Origin of the sequence: Bradyrhizobium sp. LMG 9283, from assembly GCF_045571415.1 — a bacterium.
Classification (GTDB): domain Bacteria; phylum Pseudomonadota; class Alphaproteobacteria; order Rhizobiales; family Xanthobacteraceae; genus Bradyrhizobium.
In genome coordinates, this window is sequence record NZ_CP120691.1 from 532,680 (window position 1) to 544,752 (window position 12,073).

Here is a 12,073-nt window from a genome sequence, read left to right on the forward strand (position 1 = left end):
GCCAAGTTCGGACAGAACGTTCGAGCAAACAAGCGGAGGCTTTCGTGATCAATCTCATCAAGCGACTCGGTGTTGCCTGGAGCTTCGCGGCTACGCTCGTCATCATTGCCTGCATGGCGATGACCAGCTCGCCGGCGGAGGCCGGTATCTTCGTCTGCAACGACGCCGGCACGCAGATCAGCGTCGCAATCGGTTGGAAGGAAGGCGAGGCCTGGAGCTCGCGCGGATGGTACAACATCCGCCCGCGCGATTGCGCCTACGCGGTGTCCGGCGCGCTGCAGAACTCGAATTTCTACTACTACGCCCACAGCAGCGACAACTCCATGAAGTGGAGTGACGGCGCCGACAGCGCGCACTTTTGCACCTCGAAGGACAAGTTCTACTATTCCTACACGACCGATCCGCCCTGCGAAGGCTACAACTTCCGCAAGGCGAACACCGGGGGGCAGGACCAGTACACCCTTCGCCTCGGCGAAGGCGTGAAGGATCCGGCCGCAGCGGCGCGCGATTGCATGAACACCATGAGCAATGGCCGCGACGCCTTCGTCAAATGCTGGACCCGCAACGTCGCGACCAACACCCAGCGTAAGATCCTCGATTGTTGGGACAAGACCGGCACATACTCGAGCTTCGCCGTCTGCTCCAGTCAGGGTTACCTGAACCAGGACACCGCTGCCGCGGTCGATTGCGTGGCCAAGAACGCCAACGACCCCTGGAGCGCGAAGACCGCCATGTGCCTGGCCAACGGCCGACTCTCCGAACAGGATGTGCGGATCCTCAACTGCGCCGTGTCGGCCCAGGGTTCGCTCGTCTCGATGGGATCGTGCGCGGTCACCAGCCAGCTCACCCCCGAGCAGCGGCGGCTGGTCGACTGTGTGGCCACCAACCGCGGCAGCTACACCAGCATGGCCTTCTGTGCCGCGGGATCTTACGCCACCCCAGAGCAGCGCCGCATCGCCGACTGCGTGGTGCGCAACCGCACCAGCTATGTCGGAATGGGTGTTTGCGCCGCCGGCAACTCGCTCACCCCCGAGCAGCAGGCATTCGTGCAATGTGCGATGACCTCGGGCGGCCAACCCTACGTCTTCGCCGGCTGTGTGGGAACCCAGCTGACTCTGAACGAACTGGAGAAGTGCTTCACGCAGGGCATCGGTGGGAGCGGCTGCTTCGGAAACAACAACGAGGCCGTCAAGTTCGTGCGCAACGCGTGGAAGGACGTGACCCAGGGCCCCGGTCCGAGCAACGACCTGGTCGGTAGCGACGGCGCCCTGGTCCGTACCGCGCGGAACGTCATCGCAGGGCCTGTGGGCGACGTCGCCCGCGGCGAGATCGGCGGTAGCGACCAATCCGTCTGGCGCAAGGACCTGCACCTTCCCCGCATCCGGCTGTGGTAATCCCTGCGCGGATGCGATGAAGGGCCGGGAGCGATCCCGGCCCTTTGCCGTTCCCGTCGGCTGTCCCCACGGGCTTGCACCTAGACGCGAACCCCTATCGCCCGAAGGATACGCCGTACCTCAAGATTCAGGATCAACCAATCCTCGGGAGTCATCAAACGCATGTGCGCGGTCACCAGTCGAACCGGCCGCAAACGGTTGAAGCCCTCGCGGATAGCTTCCTCCCGCCTGAAAGCGGACTTGAAGCAGTCGCGCCAGTTGGCCTTACCGAGTATGATATCCACGTAATCGGTGAAGTCGGCATAGTGGATAAGCGGCGCCTTCGATCTGCTCTACCTGAACGGCCGCGACCTCCGGAAGGTGCCGCTTTTCCAACGCAAGACCGAACTCAAGAAGATCGTGGACGGCACCGAGATCCAGTTCAGAGAAAGCTTCGAGATCGAAGGCCGCGAGATGTTCGAGCACGCTTGCAAGATTGGGCTGGAGGGCGTGGTCTCCAAGGTACGCGACAGCGCGTACGCCAGTGGCCGCGGCAACAACTGGGTCAAGAAGACCTGCGCGCAGCGGGAGACCCTGGCGATCGCCGGTTTCGCTCTCGACGAAGGCAAGTGGGATGGCATTATCTCGGTCGGCGCAATGGGGACGACCTGGTCTACGCCGGCAAGGTCGACCACGGCTTCGACAAGGTCTCCGCAGCGGACCTGCAAAGGCGACTGAAGCCGCTAATCCGGAAGACGCAGCCGTACGCGAAGCGGATCGCCCACAAGGGCATCTGGGTGGAGCCGAAGCTGCTCGCCGAGGTCGAATATCGGGCCAAGTCGGCGGAAGGAAAGGTGAGGCACCCGTATTTCAGGGGCTGCGCGAGGACCTTTGAGAGAGCGCGGCCGAACTATCGGCAGGAACAGGCGTTTACCAACCATGTCAGACGCGTTCGACTATTTCCGCGCATACGCCGTCCGAGCTCTTTGTAAAGCGCGGTCGATGCCGAAGGGCCGGATGAAGCACCTGCAGCTTGTGGCCGGCCGGATCTATAACCTCCTCAAGAAGGAGGCGGCGTACGGCCCGAACACGCACCACCTGGACGACTTCCGCGCGGCGCAGAAGCTGGAAAGATCTCTGGATGGTCGCCCGAACGATCCGGCCGCTCGAACTCGCTTTGCCGCAACGAATCCTCATCGCGCAGAGCAGGAGGTTCGTTGAGTGGCCTCCCTCGACGCTCGCGCCGTAGCAGGCCTCCTGCGGGAATATGCGCAGCGCACGGCCTTGCGAGGCGGCAATCCCTACAGGGCAAAAGCCTATGCTCGGGCCGCCGATAGCCTGGCGGCCCTTGCCGTCCCTCTGGATGTGCTCATCGCCGAAGACCGGCTTACGGAGATCCCGGGGGTCGGCAACGCCATAGCCGACGTCATCACCGAGCTTCACAAGACGGGCAGTCATCCCAGCCTCGAAAAGCTGCGGAAGGAGATTCCCGCGGGCGTTCTCGAGATGCTCGCTGTACCCGGCCTTCGTCCGGAGAAGGTGCTGCGCCTGTACAAGGATCTCGGCATCGGCTCGCTCGCGGAGTTGGAGGCCGCCGCCAAGGATGACCGCATCAAGAAGGCGAAAGGACTCGTCGCCGCGCTGCAGACCAAGATCTTGCAGAACCTCGCGATCGCAAAAAGCGGAGAAGGCCGCCTTCACCTTCATCGGGCCGCCGCTCTGCTCGCGCACGCGCAGGACTCGATCCGCAAGGCTCGCCCCGAACTCAAGCGCGTGACGATCGCCGGCGATTTCCGTCGAGGCTGCGAGCTCGTCGGCGATCTCGCCATCGTCGCGGAAGCTCCGGAGGCCGCCAAGGCACCGAATCCGTCACCGGCCGACGGACTGCAGATTCGGCTGTCAGATCGCAAACACTTTGGCGCCACGCTTCTGTTCGCCACCGGCTCCGCCGCACATATCGAGCAGCTCCAAGCCTTTGCTGCCGAGAAGGGCATGCGGTTGAAGGCCGACGGCCTGCAGAAGGGCCGCACGCTGGTCGCCGGCGAGGAGGCCGAGATCTACCGCGCCCTCGGTCTGCCCTTCATCGGGGAGGGGCGCGGCGAGATCGAGCTGGCTCTGAAAGGCAAGTTACCGAAGCTCGTCACCGACCAGGATCTGCGCGGCATCCTTCACTGCCACACCGATGCCTCCGATGGCACGGAGACCCTGGAGACCATGGCCAAGGCCACGCGCCAGCGAGGCTTCGAGTATTTCGGGGTCGCCGACCATTCGAAGTCCGCCCACTATGCCGGCGGTCTATCCGTGGAGGAGATCGCGCAGCAGCACCGGGAAGCCGACCGGCTGAACAAGCGCTTCAGCAAGGCTTTCCGGATCCTCAAAGGCATCGAGTCGGACATTCTGGCCGACGGCTCGCTGGACTATGCGGATGACGTGCTGGAGCGCTTCGATTTCGTGGTGGCCAGCATCCACGGCCGGTTCAAACTGGACCGGAAGGCGCAGACGCAGCGCCTGCTGCGGGCCATTTCCAATCCTCACACGACCATCATCGGCCACATGACCGGGCGACAGCTTCAGCGGCGGCCGGGCTACGAAATCGACGTCGAGAAGGTGCTGCGGGCCTGCGCCAAGCATGACGTCGTGGTCGAGATCAACGCCCACCCGTGGCGACTCGACCTCGATTGGCGTTGGCACCAGGCTGCGCTCGAGTTCGGCTGCATAATGAGCATCAATCCGGACGCGCATTCGATCCCCGAGCTCGACCACATGCACTGGGGCGTCGTGATGGCGCGCAAGGGCGGCGTCCCTGCCGACCGGATCCTAAACGCGATGACATTGCCGGAAATCACGCGCTACTTGCGCCAGAAGCGGCGCTCGCTCGCCCGCGCTGCCTGATGTCGCAGGCGCACGGCCTCTCGCTCGAGGGAAGGGTGGTTGCGGTCGCCGCCGATCGCGAGCACCACTTCAGCAAGCCGTCACGGAATCAGGTCCTGCTGGTGGAGGGCCACGGGATGGAAGGCGATGCCCATGCCGGCGCGTTCGTCAGGCACCGCTATCTCGCCCGTCGCCGACCCGGCTTCCCAACCTGCGGCAGGTCCACCTGATCCCATCCGAGCTCTTCGCAACCCTCGCGGAGGCTGGTTTCGAGGTCGGAGCCGGAGAGTTCGGCGAGAACAGCACCACCATCGGCTTGGACCTCGAACGGATGCCGCTCGGGACGCTGATCAAGCTCGGGCCCACGGCCATCATAGAGTTGACCGGCCTCCGGACGCCCTGTGTCCTGATCGACCGTTTCCGAGCCGGCCTGAAAAGGCAGGTGCTCTCGTCGGCGGAAACGGGCCCTCCGTTCAAGTCCGGGGTGTTGGGCGTAAGTGCGGGTGTCCAGCCCGGACACATAGGTAACAGGTCGTACCTAAGACATGGGTGACAACCTCGTGCCGAACGGGTTGTCGAGGGGTTGCAGGGTCACTCACTCCAAGCATTCATGGCACAGCCGCATTGTTGCTCGGCACGCGCGTTCGCCGTCAACCCCGCGCGCCAAAGGCGCGCCCCTGCGGGCTGCGGGGGTTGACCGCTCAGCGCGGCCGAGCCAAGGGCTGCCGTGCCAAGAATGAGCAAGACTGCCTCTCGGTCAAAGCGAGGATGTCGTACCGGAGACATCGGTGACGGGCTTTGGGCCGAATGGGTTGTCGAGGGGCTGCAAGGTCTTTTGCTCCAGGTCGAAGTAGCCCAGATCGTAGTGCATGAAGCTGACGAGCCAAATGCCGTCGTCGACCTCCTTGATGCCGAGCTTTTGGCCGGCCAGCACGACGGAGATATTGATTTTCTTGCGGTGCAGGCAAAGGCGCCCACAGGATGTGATGACGACGTCTCGATCGTGGAAGGGATAGGTCAGTTCGGGCAGGCCATCGTAGCGGCGTGCTGAAGCTGTGTAGAGGTCTGCGGGACGCTTCATATCGAGAGCTTCGTGAGGGCGTTCCTCATTGAACTCGTGCCGGAAGCTATCAAAGCGATCCTGCTGCTGGAGGCTGTTGAACCCCGGCGGTCTGGTGGCTTCCCTTTTGAGCGTGAGATGCATGCGCTCATGACGGCCGTTCTGCTGCGGATGGCCTGGCTTAATGCGCTCGATCGCAATGCCGAGCCGGAGCCACCACACTGACAGCTTCGAGAGATTGAACAAAGCATTGGGACTGGCAAAGGGGACGCCATTGTCGGAGCGGATGGCAAACGGCAGGCCGCGCTCGCGGAACAGCTGCTCAAAGGCTGTGAGGGCAGCGTCTTCGCGCGTTGAGTCCAGCGCTTCGCAGAGCAGCAGAAAGCGCGAGGCATGGTCGGTAACGGTCAGTGGATAGCAGTATCGGCCATTGCCGAGCTTGAACTCGCCCTTGAAGTCGGCGCACCACAGATCATTGGGGAGCGTGCCCTGCGACAGCGGCGTGCCGTGCGCATGGTGGCGCGGCCCGCTGCTGCGCTTGACCAGACCGTGGCGGTCGAGCACCGCATGAATGGTGCTTTTGGCGGGAACCCTGATGTCGCCATCGAGCCGGCGTACCAGCAGTTCGCGGATCTTGCGGGCGCCCCAGTGCGGCTTCTCGGCCTTGAGCTGGACAATCAGGGTCTCGACCTGTTGCGGGAGCTGATTGGCGTAGCGTATGGGCCGCCTGGAGCGGTCGCTCAACGCGCCAAGCCCTTGCTCCTTGTAGCGGTCGAAAATCTTATAGCCGGTCTTGCGGGAGATGCCGAACTCGCGACAGACCTCGGTCATGGCTTCCCCATCCAGAAGCCGGGCGACAAAGCGCAGGCGCTCTTCCATTACCGAACTCACTTTCCACGGCATCCACACCTCCCGCAGAACAAAAGCGGAAAGTGTAACCCATGTGTCCGGTACGTTCTGTCACCTATGTCTCGGGCCGCTCAGGGCCGGCGGGACGCTGGTCGCTGGCGATGCCGCGCGCGTCCGGCTCTCGTCCTCCTCATTCCGTGCCTTGCCGGCTCTGTAGAAAAACCCGTGAGGAGTGGCGTCCCACTCTCCGGCTGCAGGCTGGACTTTAACAGCGTCAATTTGCTCATTGATCTGCGCGCGTGCGACCTGGTTGCGGGCGAGCCGGAACTTACGATGCATCCTACTCGTTCCCACCCCTCTGTTGTTTCCTCCGGCCATGACGCGAAAATCAACTCTGCCCAATCGCCTGCAGCCCATGCTGGCCACGCTGACCGATTCACCGTTCGACGATCCCAATTGGGTTTTCGAGGACAAATTCGATGGTTTTCGTATGGTCGCGGAAATCCGGGGTGGCCGGGTCGCGCTCTACAGCCGCAACGGGAAAATCATCAGCCACTCCTATGTCGAGGTCGCGAAAGCACTTGAGGGCGTGAAGGCGGACGCCGTGATCGATGGCGAACTGGTCGCGATCGGAAAGGACGGCGTATCCCATTTCCAGTTGCTTCAGAACGCTCTGCGCCACGAGGCTAAGCTTTTGTACTGCGCGTTCGACCTAATGTTCGCAGACGGCGAGGACCTGCGTGCGCTGCCGCTCCTCGAGCGCAAGAAGCGGCTCAAGGCCATCCTGCCGCGCGACAAGCTGATCGCATTCAGCAAGCACCGTAAAGGCAGCGGCACAAAGTTCTTTGCAGAAGCCGAGCAGAGACACCTCGAAGGCATCATGGCCAAACGCGCCGACAGCGCGTACGCGTCCGGACGTCGGACCGCTGACTGGCTGAAGGTGAAGACCGCGCAGCGGCAGGAGGTAGTGATCGCCGGCTTCACGGCGCCGAGGCGGACCCGGCCCTTCTTTGGCGCTCTCGTCCTAGCGGTACCCGAAGATGACGCCTGGCGGTACATCGGCCACGTCGGCACCGGCTTCAGCCACCAAATTCTCGAAGAGCTTCATGGGAAGCTGATGAGGCTCAAGACCGCGAAGTCGCCCTTTCCTGCCCAGGTGAAGGACGAGCGGGTCACGACCTGGGTGCGTCCCGCATTGGTCGCGGAAGTTAAGTTCGCGGAGTGGACGAGCAAGGGCGAGCCGCGCCAGCCGGTCTATCTGGGCCTGCGGTCCGACAAAAACCCGAAGGACGTCGTTCGCGAAAAGAGCTGGTCGCGAAAATAATGCCGCCGAAACGAAGGTGCGCCCTGTTCAGCCGGCGTCGCGCTCTGATGCCGAAGGCCACGGCGGCAGCGGCGGCAATCCGAGAGTCTTGCGTACAGGTCCGAACGACCTCCGGTGGGCTGCGCATGCGCCAAGCCTGGCGAGCGCCTCATAATGAGCCGGCACCGGGTAACCCTTGTGATCCGCGAATCCGTAGCCGGGGTGACGCACGTCGAGCGTCCGCATGACACTGTCGCGCTCGACTTTCGCGAGAATGGAGGCGGCGGCGATGCTGGCGGACTTCGCGTCGCCTTTGATGATGGCCTGCTGAGGGATGTCGATTTCCTTCAACCGCTTCGCATCGATCAGCAAGTGCTGCGGCGTCAACCCCAGCCCCCGGACCGCACGCTGCATAGCCTGGATACCCGCCCAATAGATGTTGATCGCATCGATCTCCTCGACCTCGACGAACGCCACACACCAACTCTCTGCCTTTTCCTTGATCTCCTTCGCGAGTTCTTCGCGAGCCGCGGCGTCGAGTTTTTTCGAGTCGTCGATCCCGACTATCCGCGTGCCGGGTTTCAGGATCACGGCGCCAGCGGAGACCGGCCCGGCGAGAGGGCTCATTCCGGCCTCGTCCACGCCTGCCACGGCATGATGGCCGCTTTCCCAGAGAGAGGTCTCGAAGCGGAGCATCCTGCGGAGGCGCTGCCCTTCCGACCTATTTTCAAAGCGACGTTTATCGATTGAAGCCAGGATTGCACGCGCTCCCGCGCGGGTGTCGGCCCGCAGGATCTGCTCGATGGTGGCCTCGAGTGGTCTTTTCTCGACGACATAGCGCTGACGCAATACATCGAGGGAATACTGGGACATGGCCGCCTTCGTGAAGACTGACTGTGGGGCGCGTGTCGGTTAACTTTGTGGCGATTGTCTGAAATTAAACCATGGGTCCCGTCATCGAACGCGCAGGGCCTTGTCGAGAGGAACCAAGCCAGCTGCCACCGAACTAGACGTCGTGTCTGTCTACCCGGATCGGAACTAACCGGTGGCTTCATCCCTTTAGAAGAGTCAAGCCTCGATCCCAGGGTGCTTCCAAGGGACAGGCCCATGCTCCGACAGACCGGCGAAGAAGAACAGGTTCTCGACCGCGGCGCCGAAGTCGCGGCCACCATCGCGGAAGAAGGCCTTCGCTACGTCAGCGACTCGGGCCCCGGCTACACGCGCAAGCGGACCGGGACCACCTTCAGCTACTACGACAAGGATTGCAAGCGCATCACCGACGCCGCCGTCATCCGGCGCATCAAGTCAATCGGCATCCCGCCGGCGTACGAGTCCGTCTGGATCTGCCCCTCTGCCAACGGCCACATTCAGGCGACCGGGCTCGATGCGCGGGGCCGCAAGCAGTATCGCTACCATCCGAAGTGGAGGGAGCTCCGCGACCAGAACAAGTACGAGCATATCATCCAATTCGCTGCCGCCTTGCCCGCGCTGCGGGAGCGGGTCGCCGCCGACATGAAGCGGGACGGGCTGCCCCGTGAGAAGGTGCTGGCCACGATCGTCAGTCTTCTGGAGAAGACATTGTTCCGGGTCGGCAACGCCGAGTATGCCGAGAAAAATAAGTCCTATGGGCTCACCACCATGCGCCGCAAGCACGTCGCAGTCGGGCGCGGCGTCCTTCGGTTCGACTTCACGGGCAAGTCAGGCAAGCAATGGAAGCTTCGCGTCGAGGACAAGCGGATAGCCGCCATCGTGAAGCGCTGCGCGGAGATCCCCGGACAAGAGCTCTTCAAGTACCTGGACGACGACGAACAGCCGCGCACGGTCGATTCCGGCGATGTCAACGCCTACATCAAGGACATCACGGGCGAGGACTTCAGCGCGAAGGATTTCCGCACTTGGGCAGGGACGGTTCTGGCGGCGTTGGCCCTGGCCGAATTCAAGAAGTACGACAACCAGGCCGAGGCGAAGCGCAACGTCGTCGCCGCGATCGAGAGCGTTTCGAAGCAGCTCGGCAACACACCGGCCATCTGCCGCAAGTGCTACGTGCACCCGGAAGTCCTGAACGCTTACATGTCCGGTGACCTCGTGAAGATGATCGAAGCCAAGATCGCGCAGAAGTTCAAGCGCCAGTACGCCAAGCTCACCTCCGACGAAATCACGGTGCTGGCATTTCTCCGTAAGCGTCTCGATACTTTGAAGGCCCCCGCCTAGCCTTCCAGAGGCCTGAGTTATCCTCGATGCTTCGCCAGGACGCGTGGCAAGACACTCGCCGCGATCCAGAATCGCAACGATAGCTCAATTGGGAGAGCCCTCGTCCCGCCCAAGCTCATACGAGCGGACCTGAATAATCGTCTTGCCCTGGCGTCGCTGGGCCGAGTTAAAAGTGGCAACCGCGTCGTGGAGGGAGGAGACCTGTCCGACGTTTGTCCGCAGTCTTCCGTCCCGCACCCTCTGGATGATCTCATTCAGCTGACCGCGATCGGCCTCCACGACGAAGTCGATGGCCAAACCGTCGAGCGGCCGAGCCTGCGCCGGGCCGACGACACTCACCAGCGTGCCTCCGGCTCTCACAAGGGCTGCAGACTGCTTCTGGATGTCGCCGCCGATGACGTCGAATGCGAGATCGACGTGGCCGACGTCTTTAAGGACGTCGTTCTCGAGGTCGACGAATTCATTCGCGCCGAAGTCGAGCGCTTTCTGCCGGTCGGCTGCACGTCCTGTTCCGATGGTATAGGCGCCAGCCTCTCGGGCGAGTTGAACGACTATAGAACCGACCGCGCCCGCCGCACCATGCGCAAGCACGCTCTGGCCAGCCTGAAGACGGCCGTGCTGGAAAAGCCCTTGCCACGCGGTCAAACCCGAGATCGGCAGGCTCGCGCCCACCTTGAAATCGACGTCACCCGGCAATGGCGCGAGATTGCGCGCCTCGATGGCAATATATTCAGCGAGCGAACCATCGCGGTACCAATCGGCAAGGCCGAATACGCGCTGTCCCACCGACAATCCCGTCGTGCCGTAGCCAAGAGCCGTGACGATGCCGGAAAATTCGTGCCCAGGGATCGACGGAGTTCTGTCCTGTTCGCGCCGATCGGTCCACGTCGACGGCCACTCCAATTCCGTCGGAACGAATCCCGATGCATGAACCTCCACGATAACGTCGTTGATCGCTGGTTGAGGGTCGGGCCGGTCCACCAGCTTCATCCCGGCAAAGCCGGCAGCTTGGTCCGTCACAATAATCGCTTTCATCTTCGTCTCCTTTATCTGTGGTGTTTTTCAGATTCCGAACTTCCCGCTCTGCGAACCGAGAGGACCGTGCTCAGATCGAGCCGGCCGGTGCCACCGCGGGGAAGTCCTTGTCGGGATGGAACACGTTGTTGAAGAAGTTCGTCAGCGAGTACATGGCCACAAGCGCGACGATCTCCATGATGTTTGCATCCGTGTAACCCGCATCGCGGACGGCTTGCAGATCGGCGTCCGTGACGTGGCCACGGCTCTCGATGGTCTTGCGTGCAAACTGAACGGCGGCATCCCGCTTTGGATCCCTGGCATGCCCCTTTCGGGCGAGAACAATGTCCTCGGCCGCCAGCTTGGCCATATGCTCCGCCGTGAAGCTGTGCACCGTCAGGCAGTAGTCGCAGCCGTTCACTTCGGAGACCGCAAGGCCGATGCTGTCGCGCGTTTTGACATCGAGCGCCTTGCTCAACGAGCCGAGCAGAGCGGCCCATGCGTTGAACGCGATCGGGCTTTGCGCGAAGGTCGCCATCATGTTTGGAGTGAACCCGATGTTCTTGGTGAATGTATCGAGGGTCGCTTTCGAATCAGCCGGGACGTGTTCCGGCTTCAGAGCGGCAGCTCTGGCCATGACATTTCTCCTTGGATGATTTCAGGGTTGGTTAGACGAAGTGCAGGACGTCAGCCACGGGCAGGCGCGGCTTCTGCGGCCAGTTGCCGGGCCGCTCCGGCCCGACGGTCAGCAGCATGACAGGGATCTCGTGCTCGGCCAGGCCGAACTCTCGGTGCACCGCCTCTGCATCGAACCCGATCATCGGTGTCGACCCGAGGCCCAGCGAGCGGGCTGCATAGATGATGGCTGCGCTGCCGAAGGTCGCGGAGCGTACGGCCTCGTCGCGCTGACGCTGCGGATGGTTGTCGTACAGACCTCGCGCAGGCCCCTCCCATTCCGGCACCATATGTGCGGGCATGATCCCGGCTTCCACGACCGGCGCCAGGCGCGCAGGAACGGTGCCGGCATCGGCCAACTGGCCGACGATGATGAAGGTCACGGCTGCTTCGCTGATTGCAGGCTGATTCCAGGCGATCGGAAGCAGCCGCGCCTTTGCTTCGGGTGAGCGCACCGCGACGAAGCGCCAGTTCTGCAAATGGAACGATGTCGGCGCTGAAGTGCCGATCCGCACCAGGTCGCGGATCTGATCATCGCTCAGGGTAGCGGTCGAGTCGTAGTACTTCGCAGCACTGCGGCTCAGAATGGTTTCGATCACGGCGTTTGTCGGCAGCGGCCGCGCAAGCGAACGGGAGGTTTCCGGGTCGGCAGCGGCAGTGCTTGTCGCGGTGTGGTTCATCGGGTTGCTCCGTTATCAAGTGATGACGGAGCCCAAT

General features: G+C 62.7%; 12 protein-coding genes and 1 pseudogene. 8 read left to right on the plus strand and 5 right to left on the minus strand.

Annotation, left to right across the window (positions count from 1 at the left end; all coding sequences use genetic code 11):
- Positions 1-44 precede the first annotated feature (44 nt).
- The 6 genes and pseudogenes from P6U29_RS02485 (at position 45) to P6U29_RS02510 (ending at position 4,797) form a co-directional block, all read left to right on the plus strand.
- Positions 45-1,394 (plus strand): DUF1036 domain-containing protein, encoded by a 1,350-nt coding sequence (locus P6U29_RS02485; protein WP_407116175.1) that lies wholly within the window; start codon positions 45-47, stop codon positions 1,392-1,394.
- Between the two features lie 318 nt (positions 1,395-1,712).
- A pseudogene (locus tag P6U29_RS02490) lies at positions 1,713-2,268 on the plus strand (DNA ligase); the annotation flags it as partial.
- 44 nt (positions 2,269-2,312) lie between these two features.
- Positions 2,313-2,594 carry a hypothetical protein gene (locus P6U29_RS02495; RefSeq protein WP_407116176.1) on the plus strand — a complete coding sequence of 94 codons (282 nt, stop codon included), beginning with the start codon at positions 2,313-2,315 and terminating at the stop codon, positions 2,592-2,594.
- Positions 2,595-4,265, plus strand: a complete 1,671-nt coding sequence (locus tag P6U29_RS02500; protein ID WP_407116177.1) for a PHP domain-containing protein — start codon at positions 2,595-2,597, stop codon at positions 4,263-4,265.
- The gene (locus tag P6U29_RS02505; RefSeq protein ID WP_407116178.1) at positions 4,265-4,474 is read left to right on the plus strand and encodes a hypothetical protein; all 210 of its coding nucleotides are present in this window, start codon (positions 4,265-4,267) and stop codon (positions 4,472-4,474) included. The genes P6U29_RS02500 and P6U29_RS02505 overlap by 1 nt, the downstream gene beginning before the upstream one ends.
- Positions 4,474-4,797 (plus strand): MOSC domain-containing protein, encoded by a 324-nt coding sequence (locus P6U29_RS02510; RefSeq protein ID WP_407119581.1) that lies wholly within the window; start codon positions 4,474-4,476, stop codon positions 4,795-4,797. The genes P6U29_RS02505 and P6U29_RS02510 overlap by 1 nt, the downstream gene beginning before the upstream one ends.
- A gap of 204 nt (positions 4,798-5,001) precedes the next feature.
- Here P6U29_RS02510 and P6U29_RS02515 read toward each other — a convergent pair whose 3' ends face one another.
- A complete protein-coding gene (locus P6U29_RS02515) occupies positions 5,002-6,207 on the minus strand; it encodes an IS481 family transposase (protein WP_407115981.1) in 1,206 nt (401 codons plus the stop codon).
- A 322-nt stretch (positions 6,208-6,529) separates the two neighbouring features.
- Between P6U29_RS02515 and ligD the strand changes: the two genes are divergently transcribed.
- The gene (gene ligD, locus P6U29_RS02520) at positions 6,530-7,477 is read left to right on the plus strand and encodes a non-homologous end-joining DNA ligase (protein WP_407119582.1); all 948 of its coding nucleotides are present in this window, start codon (positions 6,530-6,532) and stop codon (positions 7,475-7,477) included.
- A gap of 27 nt (positions 7,478-7,504) precedes the next feature.
- Here the strand turns inward: ligD and P6U29_RS02525 are convergent, their stop codons facing one another.
- Positions 7,505-8,329, minus strand: a complete 825-nt coding sequence (locus P6U29_RS02525; RefSeq protein ID WP_407116179.1) for a ribonuclease HII — start codon at positions 8,327-8,329, stop codon at positions 7,505-7,507.
- A gap of 234 nt (positions 8,330-8,563) precedes the next feature.
- On the opposite strand from P6U29_RS02525, the gene P6U29_RS02530 reads away from it, so the two are divergent.
- The gene (locus P6U29_RS02530) at positions 8,564-9,667 is read left to right on the plus strand and encodes a DNA topoisomerase IB (RefSeq protein ID WP_407116180.1); all 1,104 of its coding nucleotides are present in this window, start codon (positions 8,564-8,566) and stop codon (positions 9,665-9,667) included.
- 84 nt (positions 9,668-9,751) lie between these two features.
- Here the strand turns inward: P6U29_RS02530 and P6U29_RS02535 are convergent, their stop codons facing one another.
- The 3 genes from P6U29_RS02535 to P6U29_RS02545 form a co-directional block, all read right to left on the minus strand.
- Entirely contained in the window at positions 9,752-10,702 is a 951-nt protein-coding gene (locus P6U29_RS02535) for an NADP-dependent oxidoreductase (protein ID WP_407116181.1), read from the minus strand.
- Positions 10,703-10,772: 70 nt separating this feature from the next.
- A complete protein-coding gene (locus tag P6U29_RS02540; RefSeq protein WP_407116182.1) occupies positions 10,773-11,318 on the minus strand; it encodes a carboxymuconolactone decarboxylase family protein in 546 nt (181 codons plus the stop codon).
- 31 nt (positions 11,319-11,349) lie between these two features.
- Positions 11,350-12,036, minus strand: a complete 687-nt coding sequence (locus tag P6U29_RS02545; RefSeq protein ID WP_407116183.1) for a nitroreductase family protein — start codon at positions 12,034-12,036, stop codon at positions 11,350-11,352.
- Positions 12,037-12,073: the final 37 nt, after the last annotated feature.